Origin of the sequence: Pedobacter sp. AW31-3R, from assembly GCF_052180285.1 — a bacterium.
Lineage (GTDB): Bacteria > Bacteroidota > Bacteroidia > Sphingobacteriales > Sphingobacteriaceae > Pedobacter.
The window spans coordinates 2,564,989-2,584,168 of the sequence record NZ_CP197475.1 but is presented as its reverse complement, the minus strand read 5'-3'; the positions used below and the strand labels follow the sequence as shown (position 1 = coordinate 2,584,168).

Sequence of the window (19,180 nt, the reverse complement as noted above, 5' to 3'; positions counted from 1 at the left end):
TGTACAATTACCCGTAAATCTCCGGATTGACCAGATGTGGAAGCCGCTCCCCTTTTAATCCGGCAATAATATTTTCTGCGGCAATCCTGGCCATTGCATTTCTGGTCCCCACAGTTGCTGAGCCAATATGCGGCAATACACACACATTAGGCATAGTCAGCAATGGATTATCTGGTGCCATTGGCTCCGGATGGGTCACATCAAGTCCTGCTCCCCAGATTACCTTTTCCTGCAATGCCTTAGTCAAATCTTCTTCCTGATGAATAGAACCGCGCGCCGTATTTACAAAGATGGCACGTTCCTTCATCTGTTTAAAGGCCTCCATATTAAACTTGCCTTCAGTTTCAGTCGTCAGCGAGGTGTGTACACTGATCACATCACTCTGCTTCAGCAGTTCCTCAAAAGAAACATAGGTGGCCCCCAGCTCCTGCTCTGCCGATTCATTTCTGCTCCTGTTATGGTAGATAACTTTCATCTGGTAGGCACCTATACAGCGTTTGGCCATTTCCAGCCCTATTTTCCCTAAGCCAAAGATGCCCAGCGTAGCTCCCTGAAGCTCAATCCCCAGATTTGCCGTAGGTTCAAAGAAACCCCACTCTCCGTTAATGATCTGCTGGTGCATATAAAATGCATTCCTGGAAGTGGCCAGCATCAATAAAAATGCGGTATCCGCAGTAGCGTCACTCAGCACCCCAGGGGTATTGCCTATCGGGATTTTCAGTTCAGTAGCCGTGTCAACATCAGTATTGTCAAAACCAACGGAATGTAAGGCTATCACTTTAAGATGGGTACTCGCCAGCAAGAATTCCTTATTGATCTGTTGTCCTGCCGACAACAATGCATCTGCATCCTGGCAATGTGCAATTAATTCTTCCTGTGTCAGCTTTCTTTTTTCTGTCCATTGTTTTACTTCCAGTCCAGCCGCCTTCAATAGGTCTAAAGCTGCTGCCGGAAGGATTCTGGTTACAAATACCTTCATATATGATCTAAAATTTTGCCTTGTATACAAAACTAAAAAAGCTGCCCGTAAGGACAGCCTTTTTGCATCATCTAATTGTCTGATTTCACCTTTACAGGAAATCCGTTAATTATTTTTTACTCGCTTCATGATACCTGCGTTCTACTTCTGCCCAGTTGACTACTGTCCACCATGCCGTAATATAGGCGGGTCTCTTGTTCTGATATTTCAGGTAATAGGCATGCTCCCAGACATCAAGCGCTAAAATAGGTGTACCTTTTTGTGCTGCGATGTCCATCAGTGGATTATCCTGATTAGCTGTTGTGGTGATGGCCAGTTTTCCATTGTGGACAATCAGCCATGCCCAACCTGAACCGAAACGTTTGGCAGCACTGTCGGCAAAAGTCGTCTTAAACTTTTCCAGGGAGCCGAAAGTTGCGTCAATCTCTTTCATAAAAGCAGCAGAAGCAGGTTTTGGTTTCGGCGACATGATCTGCCAGAACAGGCTATGGTTAAAATGTCCGCCCGCATTGTTCCTGATCACTGTTGGATAGGCAGATACTTTAGCCAACAAATCCGCCAGGGATTTTCCTTCCGCTGCCGTCCCCTTAACTGCTGCATTCAGGTTGGTGACATAAGTCTGGTGGTGCTTCGAATAATGGATCTCCATCGTTTCCTTGTCAATAGCAGGTTCTAAAGCATTGTATGCGTATGGCAAAGGTGCCAGTTTAAATTGTGCATTCACGAACTGGGTTCCCGCCAATAACAGGATAACCGGCAATAAGCTTTTATATAATTTCATGTGTAATGGTATTTATTAATGATATAACCCCCGTAGAGAATAATTGTTTGTTACTTTTTGTACTCTTCAAGTAATATATCCATGTCATCCATCAGCTGCTTCACCTGTTCATCCACGGTACCATCATAGGCTCCCCTGATGCGTTTTTCCTTGTCGACCAGCACCAGATAGCCCTGATGGATAAATCCGCCCGGAGCAGCCTTATCCTGCCCTACAGCAACCAGATAATTCTTTTCAGCCAGGGTATACACAGAATCCCTGCTCCCCCATAAAAACTCCCATTGTGTACCCTTTACCCCCAGCTTATCTGCATAGGCCTTCATTCTGGAAGGCGTATCATATTTAACGTCAATGGTATGCGAGGCAAATTTCACCTGTGGATTGTCCAGATATTTCTGGTAAATCTTTAACAGGTTCCGGTGCATCGTAGGGCAAATAGTGGGACAGGAGGTAAAGAAAAAGTCCGCCACATAAATCGACTGATCGAAGTCCTTATTGCTCACCGGAACACTGTCCTGATTCAGGAACTGAAAGGTAGGAATGGTACGATAGCTGGTATCATTCCCTGTAATCTCCTGCTGGAGGTAAGGCAACCGCTTTTGTTTATCTTTACAACTGCCCAGCAGGAATATCGCCAGGAGACAGCATAAGCATATATTTCTCCCCATTATTTTCTGAATTTGGCTAGAGTTGCATTGGAAGACTTGATTTCCATTTTATACATGCTATCCAGTTTCTGTATGTTTACTTTTTCATTCCTGAAATATTGTACGGCATCTTCATCAGACTTTCCGGTAACATCAGGCTCGAAGTTGTGCATCCAGTCGTTCATCCGGTCTTCCGCATTTTTTAACCTTTGCAGGGTGGCATTCAATGCCGCTTTCTCTGCTTCTATATCGAGGTCAGGATATTTCTTTTTTAAACCTGGCAGATCTTTCAGCAGTGAATCTGCTTTCATTTCATTGGCGACCAGGACTCCATTATCAGCCATCACCACATCGTGGATTTTCATGACTTCATCTCTTTCTGCTTTATAATCTGACGTCGGTTTGCAGGAAACGGCCATAACAGCGATTATCCATACAGCTGGGAAAAGTTTCATATACATATCGTTTTGCCTGCCGGACAATACCGGCGGGGATTAAGAATTAAAATTAAAGGAATATAAGGACCGAAGCAAGAAACTTCGGTGATACAAACAGGCTAGGCTTCCTGCGGAGGTTGGAAAACCGGATTCACCTTCGATAAAGGTTTACCTGTACTGTAGGGAATATGTACAGGTGTCATCTGATCTGTATAAGCGGTAAATTCCACACGCAGGTTCGCCAGAGGCTGCTGCAGCTGGATTTTCAGGAGCTCATGGGCTTGTTTCTGCTCCTTCTCCTCCGCCTGTTTCAGCTTTTTCATCAGGTAACATTTCCCGTTGCAATGCAGCTGTGGTTGATCTTTATTGATACAAAGCTCCGTAGCAATATATGCCCTGTTCATTTCAAAACCGATGTTGACTATAAAAGCCGACAGGCACACAGAAAGAGAACAAAAGATAAGCAATATGGCTACAGCGCGTGTCATCCTATTTAACTTCTTAATTTACCCCATTTCAGATACGTGGCACCCCATGAAAATCCTGCCCCGAAAGCAGTCAGCAACAGGTTATCATTTTCTTTGAAATCGTCTTTATATTCCCACATACACAAAGGAATCGTCGCTGCCGTCGTATTGCCGTAGCGTTGGATATTGATCTTTACCTGGTCGGCACCCAAACCAATTTTTTCTCCCACAGCCTGTATAATACGCAGGTTAGCCTGGTGCGGAATTAACCAGTTGATATCTTTATTCTCCAGTCCATTCCTTTCCATCACCTCATTACAGGTCTGGCTCATTCCCTCAATAGCGGCTTTAAATACGACCCTGCCATTTTGGGAGATGAAATTCAGTTTTTTATCCAGCGTATCCAGTGAGGAAGGATTCAATGAACCTCCGGCAGTAACGATCAAATGTTCTTTACCTACACCATCAGTTTTAAATACATTATCCAGCAAGCCGACTTCTGCCTCTGTCTGCTCCAGCAATACCGCGCCGGCACCGTCACCAAACAAAATACAGGTATTCCTGTCTTCATAGTTTACGATAGAACTATTCGCATCTGCACCGATAACAATTACATTTTTATAACGGTTGCTCTCAATCAGGCTGGCTCCTAAAGTAAGGGCATACAGAAAACCGCTGCAAGCCGCATTGGAATCTACTCCCCATGCATTTTTCAGGCCTGCCTTTTCACATACGATACTTGCCGTAGAAACCATGATATAATCTGGTGTTGCTGTAGCCACAATCACACATTCAATTTCTTCAGGATTGATATTGCTGTCTTCAAGAAGTTTTTTAACAGCCATAGTTGCCAGATCAGACGTCGCCAGAGAATCATCATTTAAAATCCTTCTCTCGTGAATCCCGGTACGGGAAATAATCCAGTCACTATTGGTGTCCACCATTTTTTCCAGATCATGATTCGTTAAAATGGTCTCCGGAACATACCCTCCTAAAGCTGTGATAACAGCGTTATATCTTTTTCTCATTAAGTATCAAAAATTCTTCGGCGCAAAACTAATAAATATTTACAGCTACGTTACACTTTATTTTTATAGGACTGTACCTTTGCGGCTACAAATCACACACTATGAAATACCCGTATACATTCATATTCACCGTCCTGGCGGTATCCGCACTGTTCCTTTCCTCCTGTAAGGAAGAAAAAAAATTACCAATTTATGGCTTAAGGGATACGGAGACCGTTAAAAATGCAGACGGTTCCACTACCGTGGACACCATTTACCAGACTATTCCGGCATTTAAACTCCTGAATCAGGACAGTACCTATATTACCAATGCGCAGTTTAAGGGTAAAATTTATATCGCAGATTTCTTTTTTACCTCCTGCACCAGTATCTGTCCCCAGATGCACAGAAACCTGAAAACAATTTATGACCAGTTTCAGGATAATCCGGAAGTGATGTTTTTATCGCATACCATCGACTTTAAATATGATAAACCTTCCGTGCTAAAAAAATATGCACAGAAACTGGGTGTGGATGGCCCGAAGTGGCAGTTTGTTTATGGCCCGAAAGAGACCATATATACCATGGCTGAAAAAAACTACCTCGTGGCGGTACAGGCAGACAGCACCAACAGGGATGGTTATGTCCACCAGGGTTATCTTGTACTGATTGACAAAGACAGAAGAATCAGAGGTGCCTATGATGGTACGGATGCTGCACAGGTGGCACAGCTGACAAAAGATATTCCCGTTTTACTTGCTGAAGATAAGAAATAAGATATGCGCAAAATTATTTTGGGAGTATTCCTCCTCTCTACCCTTACCGTACTCTTCTTTTCTTGCCAAACGGCCGATAAGATCAGACAGGATGCTTATTATGTGAACGGCAGGGACCTCTATATTTCCCGTTGCCAGAACTGTCATGGTGCCAAAGGAGAAGGACTGGGCGCACTTGCTCCACCATTAACCGACAGCATTTACCTGAAAAAGAACAAACAGCTGCTTGCCTGTTTCATCAAAAACGGAATCAATGATGTTCCTGTCACCGTCAACGGCCAGGTGTATGAGGGTAAAATGCCTGCTTTCAATATGGCCGACATTGACATTGCCCAATTGATCGTTTATATCACGAACGATTTCGGGAATAAGCAGGGAATGTATACCACAGAGCAGGTCGCACAGGATCTGAAGGCTTGTAAACCATAAAATTTCCTATCTTTGCGCAAAATGCAAGCCGTTCTATCGCTGGATCAATGTGAAAGCATTGATAAAGAGGAAAGTCCGGGCAACACAGAGCATCTCGCTTCCTAACGGGAAGAGGTTCAGGAATGAATACCTGAATTATGGAAAGTGCAGCAGAAAGTATACCGCCGATGGCTGGCAACAGCACAGGTAAGGTTGAAACCGTGAGGTAAGAGCTCACGAGTTTTCCGGGCGACCGGAGGACTGGTAAACCCCGGGAGTTGAAAGACCAAATAGGCTAACGCATGTAGGGCTGCTCGTCCGATGTTAGTGGGTAGGTCGTTAGAGATAAATGGCAACATTTATAGTAGATTAATGGTAGAAGCCTTAATTCATTAAGGTACAGAACCCGGCTTACAGGCTTGCATTTTTTTTTATTATTAGATATTAATTGATAATTAGTAAATATATTCGTATCCAACAAAGAAGACAGTACAAGCTATGGCAAAATTATTGATAATTGATGATGAGCGTGCAATCAGAAGCACCCTCCGTGAGATCTTGGAGTATGAGAATTACGAAGTGGATGATATTGATAATGGCATTGAGGGACTGGAACTGATCAAGAAGAAAAAGTACAATCTCGTTTTGTGCGACATCAAGATGAACAAGATGGACGGAATGGAAGTACTGGAACAGGCACTCGCTTATAGTCCGGACCTTCCCTTTATCATGATTTCCGGCCATGGTACTGTAGAAACGGCTATTGAGGCCAGTAAAAAAGGAGCGTTTGATTTTATTTCCAAACCACCTGATTTAAACCGACTGCTGATTACAGTTAGAAATGCGCTTGACAGAGGAAACCTGGTGACAGAAACCAAGGTCCTGAAAAGAAAAGTAAGCAAAACCAGGGATATCCTTGGAAACTCTGAAAATATCAACAAAATCAAGGAAACTATTGAGCGTGTGGCTCCTACTGAGGCCCGTGTATTGATTACCGGCGCCAATGGAAGCGGTAAAGAACTGGTTGCACGCTGGTTACATGAAAAATCACACCGTGCCGACAGTCCGCTGATTGAAGTGAACTGCGCAGCTATTCCTTCTGAACTGATCGAAAGTGAGTTGTTCGGACATGAAAAGGGCTCTTTTACCTCTGCTGTTAAACAGCGTATCGGTAAATTCGAGTTGGCCAATGGCGGCACACTGTTCCTTGATGAGATCGGCGATATGAGCATCTCGGCACAGGCGAAGGTATTGCGCGCCCTGCAGGAGCATAAAATTACCCGTGTTGGTGGTGAAAAAGAACTGGAAGTGAACGTACGCGTGATTGCTGCGACCAACAAAGACCTATTGAAAGAAATTGAAGACGGTAATTTCAGGATGGACTTGTACCACCGTCTGAACGTGATCAATATCCATGTTCCGCATTTAACGGAACGCAGGGAAGATATTCCTGAAATCGCCATGAGCTTCCTGGAGGAAATCTGTAAGGATTACGGCATGCCGGTGAAGAAAATCAGCGAGACAGGAATGACAGCATTACAAAACCTTCCATGGACAGGGAATGTGCGCGAGTTGCACAACATGATTGAACGCCTGATTATTTTAAGTGATAAGATGATCACGGAACATGATGTCACTGCATTTGCCAATCCAGGTGGAGGAACCAATATCGGTGCTGCAAACGGTGTACCGCTGAATGGAAATTCAGCATCAGTATCCACCAATTTCGATAAATTCAGCAATTTCCAGGATTATAAAGACCATGCAGAGAAAGAATTTATCAAGTTCAAACTGGAGAAAAACAACTGGAACGTATCCAAAACAGCAGACGATATTGATATTCAACGCAGTCACCTGTACAGTAAAATTGAAAAATTTGGTTTAAAGAGAGTTACAGAACAATAAACCAAAATATAATACCTAAAAAAAATCCCCGTCCAGTAGCTGAGCGGGGATTTTTTAGGTTAAGGACTTACTTCATATAATCGGCCTGCCTGATCAGCAATGCCCTGTATTTATTCAGTACAGCTGTCTTGGACACAAAACCGATAAACTCTTTCTGCTCATTGAGCACCGGCAGCAGCCAGGCATTTTCCTTATCCATTTTCTTCAGTACCGCTTTCAGCGAGTCATTGATAAAGATAAGGTCAGGCGCGGTATGCATCAGGTCATGTATGGTCAGTTCGTCTATTTTAGGATTATTGATTGCCTTTTTCAGCACTTCTTCCACATAAACCAGTCCTTTGAACTGCTGGTCTTCCCCAATCACGGGAAAAATATTTCTTTTCGACTGCAACACCTCATTGAGGCGAATGGAAATACTGTCGTCTTCATTCAGGACCAGGTAATCACTCTCCACCAGGTATTTCAGTTTCATCATATTCAGTACTGTTGAGTCCTTATCTTCATAAGACATCAGGTCACCGCTTTCTGCCAGCGGTTTGGTATAGATGGAATACTGGTTTGCACGACGTCCAATCAGGTAAGAAATCGCCGAAGTAATCATCAGGGGAACCATCAGGATATACCCACCCGTGATCTCGGCAATCAGGAATATCCCGGTCAGCGGCGCATGCATAATGGCACTGAGTGAAGCCGCCATTCCTGCCACAATAAAATTAGCAACATTCACATGGGCAATCCCCAGGGTGTTGATGCTGAAAGCCAGGATAAATCCCATCAGTCCACCCATAATGAGGCTTGGTGCAAAAATTCCCCCGTTTCCTCCTGCGCTTAAGGTAATCAGCGTGGCGGCCGACTTAGCAAATAAGGTAATGGTGGTAAATAAAATAATAACGAATGGAATATTACTGTAGGAAGCAAATATACTATTCGTAATCACCGTACTGTAATTCCCGCCAAGCAGATTCTTCATGGTGATAAACCCTTCCCCGTATAAAGTCGGGAACAAAAACAGGAGTCCCCCGAGCAATAGCCCGCCAACAACCACCTTCTGATAAGGCCCCTTGATCTTATAAAAGGAATGTTTAACAAAATAATACGTTTTATTGAAGAAAATAGAAAACAGGCCAATCAGAATCGCCAGGACTACATACCAGCCCAGGGCTTTATACTCCCAGCCTTCGGTCACCAGAAAGAACAGCTGTTCATTGTAAAAAAACCTGGCCACAACGGCTGCCGTAGCTGAAGAAAGCAGCAATGGAATAAAGGCCGGAATCGTGAACTCAGGGAGCAAAATTTCTACGGCGAACACAATACCTGCAATCGGACTGTTAAACGCTCCTGCGATCCCCGCAGCGGCTCCACAGGCCAGTAACAAGGTTGTCTCCCGGTAAGACAAGCCGAGAAAGCGGCCAACGACGGAACCGATCCCCGCACCACTGGTCACAATTGGGGCTTCCAGACCTGTTGATCCTCCAAAACCTACAGTCAGCGCAGCAGTGATCAGCTGGGAATAAATATTATGAGGTTCTACCCTGCTTGATTTTTTGGATATCGTAAATAACAAGGGCGTCAGGCCCGTTTCAAATTTCCCCCGGCGGATAAACCTGCGCACATACATCACCGAAAGCAGGATCCCTATCGTAGGAAACACCAGGAACAAATAGTATTTATACTCCCAGTGAAAACCATCCTGCAGGAAATGTTCAATATGCTGGGTAACGGATTTAAGCAGGGAAGCGGCAAGACCTGCCAGGATACCCACTACCAGGGCGGCAAAAACCAGGAAGTTTCTGTTTGATATCTTAGTTTTACGATACTGATTTATACTGTCAATATAGCCAACCATTCTTATGTACATCTTTTTTTCTTTAACCATTGCTGGAACCAGATTTTAAATCTGCAGGGTTCCAGCGATATTTAAAAACACTTATCAATTGATATTTCTTAATCTCCATACGGATCAACAATCAAACTTATCCAGCAGTTTGATCAGGGTCGCATAATCTTTAGGGTACGGCGCTTCCACCACAATATCCTGTTCGTCCATCCCTTTAAATACCAGGTGCCTCGCATGGAGGGCAAAGCGTTTCATAATCGGCTGTTCTTCATCATCCTTGGCAATGCGGTATCCTTTTTTCATGCTGGAAAGGTATACCGGTTTCCCCTTATACATCGTATCTCCACAGATGGCGGCACGTTGCGTAGCCAGGTGGATCCTGATCTGGTGCATACGTCCGGTAATCGGCTTACACTCTACCAGGGTATAATGTCTGTAGAATTTGATAGAATTAAAAATGGTTTCTGCCCTTTTACCTTCCTTGCGGTCGATCGTTACACTTTTATTGCCGTCATTTAAGATAGGGAGGTCAATAAACAACTCATTAAACGTAAACTGTCCGTCCACCACTGCGTGGTAGGTTTTCTTGACTTTACGTTTTTCAAACTGCATGGAAACCGAGCGGTAGGCTTCGGGGGTCTTGGCGATAATGATACAGCCGGAAGTCTCCTTATCCAGACGGTGACAGACCTGAGCATCAGGACTGTACTGTTTGGCAAGACGAAGAATATTTACTTCGCCTGAGCCGCCACGTTCATCAAGTGAGGCAACAAATGGCGGCTTATTTACAACGATATGGTGGTCGTCTTCGAATAGAATGAGGTCTTTAAATGAGGGATATTTCAATGGTATAGATTTATAAAACAGTACAAAAGTACAATTTCATCCCCTTACCATAGATTAATTTGAAGGATTTGTTTACGAAAGTTCAAATTTATATCCTACACCCTTTACTGTAGCCACATAGGTCTCCCCTAATTTTTCTCTCAGTTTACGGATATGCACATCAATTGTACGGTTCGTTACCACGACAGAATCTTCCCAGATATTTTTCAGGATTGCCTCTCTGGTATATACTTTTCCTGGTTTAGAGGCCAGCAGGTATAACAATTCAAACTCTTTTTTCGCCAAAATCACCTTCTCTCCGTTTTGGAATACCAGGTACGCTTCCCTGTCAATCACCAAGTCACCTATCTCGACCTTATTTTCAGAGATCTCATCACTGCTTACATTTCTTCTTAATATCGCATTGATCCTGCTCACCAGGGCTCTTGGTTTAATTGGTTTCGCGATATAATCATCAGCTCCTACATTAAAACCTGCAATCTCAGAATACTCCTCACTGCGTGCAGTCAGAAACACCATAAATGTATTTTTAAATTCCGGAATGGCACGCATTAAACGACAGGCTTCAATTCCATCCATTTTAGGCATCATGATATCCAGGATAATCAAATCAGGATGTACTTTTTTCGCCACTGTGATACCATCCTGACCATTACCGGCAGTAAATACCTGGTAACCTTCCTTTTTCAGGTTATATTCTACTAACTCTAAAATATCCGGTTCGTCGTCTACGATTAGAATTTTTTGTTTTACAGCGCTCATGTTTTAAATATTTGTTACGAAATTAACTAATCAAATGCAATGTTACGTTAATGATAGGTTAACAAATTGTTAAGCACTACATATAGTTTAACATTCAATTAGTTTTATCATAAAGTCTTTGCTAAAAACGCAGCCAATTCCTCACCACGAAGGTTTTTGGCAATAATTTTACCATCAGGACTCAATAAAAACGAACTTGGGATCGCATCAACCTGATATAAACGTACCGTAGGACTTTCAAAATCTTTCAGTTCACTGGCATGCGTCCAAGTCAATCCGTCCTGTATCACGGCCTGTTTCCAGGCAATCGGGTCTTTATCTAAAGACACCCCCAGGATGGTGAAGTTCTTATCTTTATATTGTTTGTATAAACGCACAACGTTGGGGTTCTCCTGCCTGCAAGGCTGACACCAGGAAGCCCAAAAATCCAGCAGCACATATTTTCCCTTCAGGTCAGACAGCTTGATACTTTTTCCGTCGATCGTATTCATCGTAAAATCCGGCGCCAACTGCCCTACCTGTACCGATCTTAATTTCGCCATCCTCACCAGGAAATCGGTCACCGCAGCATTTTTATTAAAATTACTTTTGATTTTATCAGCATAGGCCAGGATTTCCTTTTCATAATCACTCGGATTTAAGGAATTGATGGCATAAAAACCTGCGAGGGAATTGGTATTGTCCATTGCAAACTTCAGGATATAATTCACCAGGCCTTCATTTTCCTTCATTAAAGCAGGTCTCATCTGGTTGGCAATCGCGTCACGGTTCTGCGGTTGTCCCGCAACATTCTCTTCAAATTGAGCCTGCAGGGCCGCAATTTTGGCTATATAGCCGTTCTTGTTTTTATTCAGCTCCTCCAGTTTATCCGCTTCGGCGGCACCGGAAAGTGTATAGTTCATGGAAGGATCGGTCAGATTGGCTTCCAGTTTAATGGCATCTCCGTTTTTCGCGATGAGCATATACTCACTATTGTCGATCTTGACCCTGAAGAAATCCACATCGGCTGTGGCATGGATGAACCTGAATTCCCCTTTATCAGATAATACAGTAGAGTCCAGCGCTTCTTCATTTGCCTTGTTGATACCATAGAGATAAACCTTGGTTTGCGGTTGTGCATTTTCAAATTTACCGCTGATCTCAAATTTACTTTTGTCACCACAAGCCATAAATGCAATGCAGATGGACAGGAAGAATAATATTTTGTTCATTTGTTTGTATATAATAATATATAGGTAAGCAGATCTGTTTTTATGTTGTCTACCCCTCTTTCCATAAACAGGGATAAGGTACATCAATTTTGAATGATTTCAAATCCTAGCATCATTTCAAAACCTGATGTTATTTCAAAATCAGGAATTATTTCAAAACCAGCAATTATTTCAATTTTTCCTGTAGCAAGGCATTCAGTTTCTGTGCATCGGCTTTCCCGCCAGCCATTTTCATCACTTCCCCTACAAATAAACCGAGCACTCCTTTTTTACCATTTTTATAAGCCTGCACCTGCGGTTTGAACTTCTCCAGCACCTGATCGGCAAATTCCGACAGCTGGTCACCATTATCCGTAATCAGCAGGCTCATTTCTGCTGCAAGCGTTGCAGCATCCTTCGCAGGCTGCAGTTCCAATGCAGGCAATAACTGCTGTATGGCAATCTGCTGCGTCAGTTTTTTATCATCTACGAGATTAATGACTTCCGCGAACCGTGCAGCATCCACCTTAAAACCGGAAATATCAGTCCCCCTGTCGTTCAGCAAGGCCCGGATTGGCCCGGTTAACCAATTGATCACACTCTTAGGGTTCTTTACCGTCTCCAGGGCCTTATGGAGATAATCCAGCAATGCCGCATCTTCAGCAAAAATACCTGCTTCTGAATTGCTGATCCCGAAATCGGACACCAGCTTATGGGTAATTTCTGCAGGTAAGGCCGGCATCGCTGCTTTAATCGCATTCAGCCACTCCTCACTGATCGATACTGGTGCCAGGTCAGGATCAGGAAAATAACGGTAATCATTCGCTTCTTCCTTACTGCGCATAGGGGCTGTAGTCCCCTGGTCGGCATCAAAAGTAAGCGTACTCTGTACAATACTTCCCCCGGCAGAAACCAGTTCCTTCTGACGGTTAAACTCAAAGTCCATCGCCCTGCGTACATTCCTGATGGAATTCAGGTTTTTCACCTCACAGCGGGTGCCGAAAGCGGTTGCTCCCTTTTCACGTATAGAGATATTGGCATCACAACGCAGGCTCCCTTCTTCCATATTGCCATCACTCACCCCAAGGTGCCTCACCAGCTTCCTCATTTCTGTCAGCAGCAGGGAAGCCTCTTCCGCAGAGCGGATATCAGGTTCAGTCACAATTTCAATAAGAGGTACACCGGCACGGTTTAGATCCACATAAGAGAAGTTTTCATCCTGGTCGTGCAGACTTTTCCCTGCATCTTCTTCCAGGTGAATCCTGTTGATCCCTATCCTTCTTTCCGTTCCATCTGCAAGGACCAGGTCCAGGTAACCGTTACGGCAGATTGGTTCCGCATCCTGGGTAATCTGATATCCCTTCGGCAAATCTGCATAAAAGTAGTTTTTCCGGTCGAAGTAATTCAGCTGATTGATGGTACAATTCAGCGCAAGTCCCATCTTCACCGCCTTTTCAACTACTTCTCTGTTCAGTTTCGGCAATGCACCCGGCAATGCCAGCGACACTGCAGAGATATGCGCATTCGGTTGCGCACCGAAAGTAGCACTGTCTGAAGAAAATATTTTTGAAGCCGTATTCAGCTGAACGTGAATCTCTAAACCAGATACTAACTCAAAATCATGGGTTGAAACTGCAGGAGGTGTAGTCATTTAAGGGCAATAGATTAAACTTATGTATAGAATTACTGTCTCACAAATATAACCAAATTTTCAATGCCGGCTATTTAACCGCACAATTATACAGTTGGCATACATTTGGAATAAATGTTATCACACACAAAATGAAAGCAAAATGAGAAAACTACTTTTACTGGCTACTTTAGGACTTGGGGTCCTGATAGCCGCACCAGCAAAAGCACAGGTTAGTGTTAGTATCAATATCGGCTCACAGCCGCAATGGGGTCCAACCGGATATAATCATGTAGATTATTATTATCTGCCGGAAGTGGAAAGTTATTATTACGTGCCCAGCAGGCAGTTCATTTACCTGAATGGTAACCGGTGGATCAGATCAAGCAGACTTCCTTCACGTTACAGAAGTTATGACCTGTACCACGGAAGAAAAGTAGTGATCAACTCGCCAAAACCCTACCTTCACCATAGCAATTACCGCAGCAGATACGGAGGTTACAGCAGACCATCAAGAGTAATTGTAAGAAACAACTACAGACACGACAACGGACGTAAAGTGGTTTATCATGGCAGAGATAACCACAGGGGCCGCGACAATTATAAAGTTAAAGTAGTACGCAAAGGAGACCACGGTCGTGGACACGACAAGGGCGGCAGAAGAGACCGTCATTAATTTTTCTTCAGTTATAGCAAAGGGAAGCGGTTAGGCTTCCCTTTTTTTATGGGGCATATTTAACTTTAACACTTGCAGTAGCTTAAAACAGCCTACCCATCTGCTGTCTTGCTGTTTCCCATTGACGAAGCAACCAGGTGCCATCAGAAAAAGGGACGGCATCTGCAGAAATAAAATAAGTCCGAATACTGATTTCCTCTGCAAGTTGGTTCACTAATGTAGTTTTACCGACCTGACGTGGTCCCATAACTACTTGCAGAAATTTTCTTGGCTCTTTAATCCTGCTTTTAAGTTCTTTTAAATGAGGTCTTTGAAACATATATTTTGAATTACTCAGTATACTGAGTAAAATTACTCATTATACTGAGTAATTGATAAATTTTCTTAAACTATTCAACCAACCCCTTAAAAATCAGCTGATTTACAAATACAAAAATCGAACAAACAGAAGAACATATAAACAATAAACACGCCAACAGAAACAAATCAGCAAATCAGCAGTGATTAAGGAGATCATTGTATAATGTAAAAAAAAAGCTGTTCTTTTTATCATCCACATTTACAAACGAAACAGGGCAATAAAAAGAACAGCACAGCTGAACAACAATGGAGTTATTATCAAATTTCTGAGAAGCGATCAGGCTTCCCTTTTTTTACCGTATATAATTTACCTTATTATATAGTATATTGGAAGCAGCCTATTTAATCAAACCGGCAGCTTTCTCCAATACCTTAGACAATCCATCTTTATTTTTACCGCCCGCAGTAGCGTAAAAAGGCTGTCCGCCGCCTCCACCCTGGATATCTTTTGCCAGTTCCCTAACGATATTCGAGGCATTTAATCCGCGTTCCGCTATTAGGTTTTCAGACAGCATCACACTGATTCCCGGTTTATCATCAATCAAGGTAGTAAACACAAGCAACAAATTATCAACCAGGTCCTTCACTGCAAAAGCCAGGTTTTTAACCGCATCCGCATTCGGCAGATCCACATGCACCGCAATCAGGTTCACCCCATTAATGGTTTTCATATGGTGCACAATTTCATGCTTCAGGTCGCCCGAACGTGCAAGAACTGCCTTTTCAGCATCTTTTTTCAGTTTAGCATTCTCTTCAAGCAATGATGTCACTGCAGCAGTAAGGTCCTTATTCCCTTTCAGCAATGCCTTCAACTGCGTAATTTCCTGGTTCTGTGCAAGGATAAAAGCTTCTGCAGCATCTGCGGTAATGGCTTCAATACGGCGCACACCAGCGGCTACAGCACTCTCCGAAAGGATTTTAAAATAACCGATCTGTCCGGTTGCCGCCACATGCGTTCCTCCGCAAAGCTCTTTTGAATAATTGTCATCAAAGGTAATGATACGGACAAAATCACCATATTTTTCTCCGAACAGGGCCGTAACCCCACTTGATAAAGCTTCCTCATAAGGCACATCCCTTTGTTCTTTCAACCTCAGGTTTTCCCTTATTTTTTTATTCACCAAATGCTCAATTTTTGCCAGTTCTTCCTCAGTGATCTTTGCAAAATGGGAGAAATCGAAACGCAGATAGTCCGGGTTAACCAGAGAGCCCTTCTGATTCACATGGCTTCCCAGTACTTGCTTCAAAGCAGCATGCAACAAGTGTGTAGCAGAGTGGTTATTATTGGTCTGCACTCTTTTATCTTCATCCACTACCGCCCAAAACTGACCTTCAGGATCTTCCGGCAGGGTATCTGTATAATGGACAATTACACCATTTTCCTTTTTCGTATCGGTAATCTCTACAGAAAACAGGCGTGAATGATCTTCCAGGCGACCGGTATCACCTACCTGTCCACCGCTTTCTCCATAGAAAGGAGTGTTTTGCAATACAATCTGATACTGCTCCTTCCCCTTCGCCGTAACCTGTCTGTATTTTAATATTTTAGTTTCAATTTCAAGAAAATCATACCCCACAAACGCGGTCTCCGGATCATCATTCACCGTAATCCAGTCCCCCTTATCAATAGCGGTAGCCGCACGGGAGCGCGATTTCTGGATCTGCAGGCTTTTCTCATATTCCTCCATATCCACTGTCCAGTTTTTCTCCCTTGCCATCAATTCGGTAAGGTCGATCGGGAAGCCATATGTATCCTGCAATTCAAAGGCAAACTCACCTGAAATCACCATCTGGTCCTTCAGTATACTATACACCCAGGCATCTGTAAAAGGTTTTTCCGGATCAATCGCATTCTCCGACATCAACAGTTCACCCTGTTTTTTCGTATAGTTTTCAAAGCGCTGAATGCCCGTAGCCAATGTCCTCAGGAAAGAAACTTCCTCTTCCAACACCACTTTCTGTACAAAATCCTGTTGTAAAACCAGTTCTTCAAAAACACCTTTAAACTGTTCAGCCAGTACCGGCACCAGTTGGTTTAAAAACGGCTCCTTAAGGTCCAGGAAAGTATAAGCATAACGCACTGCCCTTCTCAGGATCCTGCGGATTACATAACCAGCCTTGTTATTCGCCGGCAATTGTCCGTCGGCAATCACAAATGAAATGGCACGGACATGGTCGGCCATCACCCGCATAGCAATATCCGTTTTCTCATCGGCACCATAAGCAATGCCAGCTTTGCCAGCGATAAACTGGATCAGCGGCTGGAAAACATCCGTATCATAATTGGAAGCTTTATTCTGCAGCACACGGACAAGGCGTTCGAAGCCCATCCCCGTATCCACATGTTGTGCCGGCAATGGCTGCAATGAACCATCCTTCAGCCTGTTGAACTGCATAAATACATTATTCCAGATCTCAATCACCTGCGGGTGGTCTGCATTCACCAGCTCTTTACCGCTAACAGCCTCACGTTCATGGTCTGGACGGCAATCCACATGGATTTCAGAGCAGGGACCACAAGGTCCTGTATCGCCCATTTCCCAGAAATTATCCTTTTTATTCCCCAGGATAATCCTGTCTTCAGGAACAAACTGCTTCCATAATTCATAGGCATCCGTATCTCTCGGCAGCCCTTCCTTATCATCTCCTTCAAAAATAGAGACATATAATTTATCCTTGGGGATACGGTACACTTCAGTCAGTAATTCCCAGCTCCAGGCAATCGCTTCTTTCTTAAAATAATCGCCGAAACTCCAGTTTCCCAGCATCTCAAACATGGTATGGTGATAGGTATCAATCCCCACCTCTTCCAGGTCGTTGTGCTTACCGGAAACCCTCAGGCAGCGTTGCGTGTCGGTCACCCTTGGGTACTTAATTGGCGCTTCACCTAAAAAAAGGTCCTTAAACTGGTTCATACCTGCATTGGTAAACATCAATGTGGGATCGTTTTTTACAACTATAGGGGCCGAAGAAACGATATGGTGTTGTTTCGATTCGAAAAATTGTAAATAGGCTTGTCTTATTTCTTTTGCTGTCATTCGGAGTAGAAAATTATCCAACAAAATTAAAATTTTATTGCGGTATTCTACTAAAATCCCGCTACATTTGAATCCTTCAATCAAATCCTATAAAAGACTTATAATCAACACAGAAGTATGCCTTACAAAGAGCGGGAAATTAATAAAATGTATTATACGATGGGTGAGGTGACAGAAATGTTTAACGTAAATGCGTCACAAATCCGTTTTTATGAGAAGGAATTTGACATCATTCAGCCCAAGAAAAACAAGAAAGGCAACCGCCTTTTTACCCCTGAAGATATTGAAAACCTGAAGATCATTTTTCACCTGGTAGATGATAAAGGTTTTACCCTCAAAGGTGCCAAAGAGCACTTGAAAAACAACAGCGGCGACGTAAAGGAAAACCAGAAAATCATCGCTTCACTGGAAAAACTAAAAGATTTCCTGTTGAAACTGAACGACGAGATTTAAGTAAAAATTAATAAGTTAACTACATCAGTTAAAACCATATTAGCTTTGGAAAATCATGCCAGAGCTAATGTTTTTTCTCCTCTTATCTGCCGTCCTACCAAGGCGCAGAAACCTCTGCCGAAGGTCCTTTGGCGGTTTTATCTGTATCACCTGCTGCCTCTGTTTTACCTCTATTTGTATTGCGGGCCGCATGTATGCACAGCGGCCGACAGGCACAACAATCACGGCAACCGGGATGCCTACAGCAACAGGTACAGGCCCCTGGAGTATATCCGGCAATCCCGCAGGGATCTGCAGCATCTATCAGCCAAGCCTTTCCCTGCAGTATAGCGCAGCATTCAACCTGCCTGAAATCAGTACACAGGAGGTGTTGTTCATTCTTCCGCTCAACAGAAATTCCATTGGTATTCAACTGGACCGGTATGGGTTCAGCGCCTTTAATCAAATCACGGCAGGAGTGATTTATGGAAAGATGTTTGGAAGCGAACTGTCCATCGGAATGAAGTTCAGTTATCATCAGCTGGGCATGGCCGGTTATGCAGGTACCGGCAGCTTTTCCGTTAACCTCGGCCTGGTCTATAGGGTTCAGGAAAAGATCAGTCTTGGCGCCTATGGTGTGAACCTTTCACAGCAACAGTATCCGGCAGTACGGGCAGGCATACCCATTGCCTCCCGATATGGTTTTGGAATTGCCTGGAGAAGTTCAGAACAGGTGCTTTTAGAAGGGATGGCCGAACAACAAACAGAGCAGCCGGCAGACTTCAGGGCCTGCCTGTCCTACCGCCCAGCTCTGCCCTTTACCATCCGTGGAGGGCTGGCCCTGCATCCCCTGAAACACTATGCCGGATTCGGCTTTTCCATGAAATCCTTAAGCGCAGATCTTACGGCTTGTTCCGATCAGATCATGGGTTACCGTTCACAAATTAACTTGTCCTATGTCTGGTAAAACCTTCCTTCACATCCTGTTGATTTTCCCCTTTA

Annotated in this window: 19 protein-coding genes and 1 other RNA gene; 7 read left to right on the top strand and 13 right to left on the bottom strand. The window is 43.7% G+C overall.

Going from position 1 to position 19,180, the window contains the following annotated elements:
• Positions 1-7: 7 nt before the first annotated feature.
• The 6 genes from ACSBL2_RS10620 to ACSBL2_RS10595 all read right to left on the bottom strand — a co-directional run bounded on the left by ACSBL2_RS10620 (position 8) and on the right by ACSBL2_RS10595 (position 4,339).
• Entirely contained in the window at positions 8-979 is a 972-nt protein-coding gene (locus ACSBL2_RS10620; RefSeq protein WP_442591667.1) for a 2-hydroxyacid dehydrogenase, read from the bottom strand.
• A gap of 109 nt (positions 980-1,088) precedes the next feature.
• Positions 1,089-1,760 carry a superoxide dismutase gene (locus tag ACSBL2_RS10615; RefSeq protein ID WP_442591666.1) on the bottom strand — a complete coding sequence of 224 codons (672 nt, stop codon included), beginning with the start codon at positions 1,758-1,760 and terminating at the stop codon, positions 1,089-1,091.
• A 50-nt stretch (positions 1,761-1,810) separates the two neighbouring features.
• Entirely contained in the window at positions 1,811-2,428 is a 618-nt protein-coding gene (locus tag ACSBL2_RS10610; RefSeq protein ID WP_442591665.1) for an SCO family protein, read from the bottom strand.
• Complete coding sequence (locus ACSBL2_RS10605) at positions 2,428-2,862, bottom strand: hypothetical protein (protein WP_442591664.1); 435 nt, start codon at positions 2,860-2,862, stop codon at positions 2,428-2,430. The genes ACSBL2_RS10610 and ACSBL2_RS10605 overlap by 1 nt, the downstream gene beginning before the upstream one ends.
• 101 nt (positions 2,863-2,963) lie before the next feature.
• Positions 2,964-3,332 carry a hypothetical protein gene (locus tag ACSBL2_RS10600; protein ID WP_442591663.1) on the bottom strand — a complete coding sequence of 123 codons (369 nt, stop codon included), beginning with the start codon at positions 3,330-3,332 and terminating at the stop codon, positions 2,964-2,966.
• 5 nt (positions 3,333-3,337) lie between these two features.
• On the bottom strand, positions 3,338-4,339 hold the full coding sequence (locus ACSBL2_RS10595; RefSeq protein WP_442591662.1) for a beta-ketoacyl-ACP synthase III: 1,002 nt from the start codon (positions 4,337-4,339) through the stop codon (positions 3,338-3,340).
• A gap of 101 nt (positions 4,340-4,440) precedes the next feature.
• On the opposite strand from ACSBL2_RS10595, the gene ACSBL2_RS10590 reads away from it, so the two are divergent.
• From ACSBL2_RS10590 to ACSBL2_RS10575, 4 genes are all read left to right on the top strand, one after another.
• On the top strand, positions 4,441-5,094 hold the full coding sequence (locus ACSBL2_RS10590; RefSeq protein WP_442591661.1) for an SCO family protein: 654 nt from the start codon (positions 4,441-4,443) through the stop codon (positions 5,092-5,094).
• 3 nt (positions 5,095-5,097) lie between these two features.
• The gene (locus ACSBL2_RS10585; protein WP_442591660.1) at positions 5,098-5,523 is read left to right on the top strand and encodes a c-type cytochrome; all 426 of its coding nucleotides are present in this window, start codon (positions 5,098-5,100) and stop codon (positions 5,521-5,523) included.
• A gap of 20 nt (positions 5,524-5,543) precedes the next feature.
• Positions 5,544-5,932, top strand: an RNA gene (gene rnpB, locus ACSBL2_RS10580) — RNase P RNA component class A.
• 68 nt (positions 5,933-6,000) lie between these two features.
• Positions 6,001-7,407, top strand: a complete 1,407-nt coding sequence (locus tag ACSBL2_RS10575; RefSeq protein WP_442591659.1) for a sigma-54-dependent transcriptional regulator — start codon at positions 6,001-6,003, stop codon at positions 7,405-7,407.
• Between the two features lie 67 nt (positions 7,408-7,474).
• Here ACSBL2_RS10575 and ACSBL2_RS10570 read toward each other — a convergent pair whose 3' ends face one another.
• From ACSBL2_RS10570 to gatB, 5 genes are all read right to left on the bottom strand, one after another.
• On the bottom strand, positions 7,475-9,265 hold the full coding sequence (locus ACSBL2_RS10570) for a chloride channel protein (RefSeq protein ID WP_442591658.1): 1,791 nt from the start codon (positions 9,263-9,265) through the stop codon (positions 7,475-7,477).
• 102 nt (positions 9,266-9,367) lie between these two features.
• Positions 9,368-10,090, bottom strand: a complete 723-nt coding sequence (locus ACSBL2_RS10565; RefSeq protein ID WP_442591657.1) for an RluA family pseudouridine synthase — start codon at positions 10,088-10,090, stop codon at positions 9,368-9,370.
• Positions 10,091-10,162: 72 nt separating this feature from the next.
• Positions 10,163-10,852 carry a response regulator transcription factor gene (locus ACSBL2_RS10560; RefSeq protein WP_442591656.1) on the bottom strand — a complete coding sequence of 230 codons (690 nt, stop codon included), beginning with the start codon at positions 10,850-10,852 and terminating at the stop codon, positions 10,163-10,165.
• Between the two features lie 107 nt (positions 10,853-10,959).
• Positions 10,960-12,063 carry a redoxin domain-containing protein gene (locus ACSBL2_RS10555; protein WP_442591655.1) on the bottom strand — a complete coding sequence of 368 codons (1,104 nt, stop codon included), beginning with the start codon at positions 12,061-12,063 and terminating at the stop codon, positions 10,960-10,962.
• A 166-nt stretch (positions 12,064-12,229) separates the two neighbouring features.
• The gene (gatB, locus tag ACSBL2_RS10550) at positions 12,230-13,693 is read right to left on the bottom strand and encodes an Asp-tRNA(Asn)/Glu-tRNA(Gln) amidotransferase subunit GatB (protein ID WP_442591654.1); all 1,464 of its coding nucleotides are present in this window, start codon (positions 13,691-13,693) and stop codon (positions 12,230-12,232) included.
• Positions 13,694-13,835: 142 nt separating this feature from the next.
• Here gatB and ACSBL2_RS10545 point away from each other — a divergent pair, with 142 nt between their 5' ends.
• Positions 13,836-14,348 (top strand): hypothetical protein, encoded by a 513-nt coding sequence (locus ACSBL2_RS10545; RefSeq protein ID WP_442591653.1) that lies wholly within the window; start codon positions 13,836-13,838, stop codon positions 14,346-14,348.
• An 82-nt stretch (positions 14,349-14,430) separates the two neighbouring features.
• On the opposite strand, the gene ACSBL2_RS10540 is transcribed toward ACSBL2_RS10545, so the two are convergent.
• Both ACSBL2_RS10540 and alaS read right to left on the bottom strand, forming a co-directional pair.
• Positions 14,431-14,667 carry an AAA family ATPase gene (locus ACSBL2_RS10540; protein ID WP_442591652.1) on the bottom strand — a complete coding sequence of 79 codons (237 nt, stop codon included), beginning with the start codon at positions 14,665-14,667 and terminating at the stop codon, positions 14,431-14,433.
• Between the two features lie 379 nt (positions 14,668-15,046).
• A complete protein-coding gene (gene alaS / locus ACSBL2_RS10535; protein WP_442591651.1) occupies positions 15,047-17,746 on the bottom strand; it encodes an alanine--tRNA ligase in 2,700 nt (899 codons plus the stop codon).
• Positions 17,747-17,863: 117 nt separating this feature from the next.
• Here alaS and ACSBL2_RS10530 point away from each other — a divergent pair, with 117 nt between their 5' ends.
• Both ACSBL2_RS10530 and ACSBL2_RS10525 read left to right on the top strand, forming a co-directional pair.
• Positions 17,864-18,199 (top strand): MerR family transcriptional regulator, encoded by a 336-nt coding sequence (locus ACSBL2_RS10530; protein ID WP_442591650.1) that lies wholly within the window; start codon positions 17,864-17,866, stop codon positions 18,197-18,199.
• Between the two features lie 190 nt (positions 18,200-18,389).
• On the top strand, positions 18,390-19,145 hold the full coding sequence (locus tag ACSBL2_RS10525; RefSeq protein ID WP_442591649.1) for a hypothetical protein: 756 nt from the start codon (positions 18,390-18,392) through the stop codon (positions 19,143-19,145).
• Positions 19,146-19,180 lie beyond the last annotated feature (35 nt).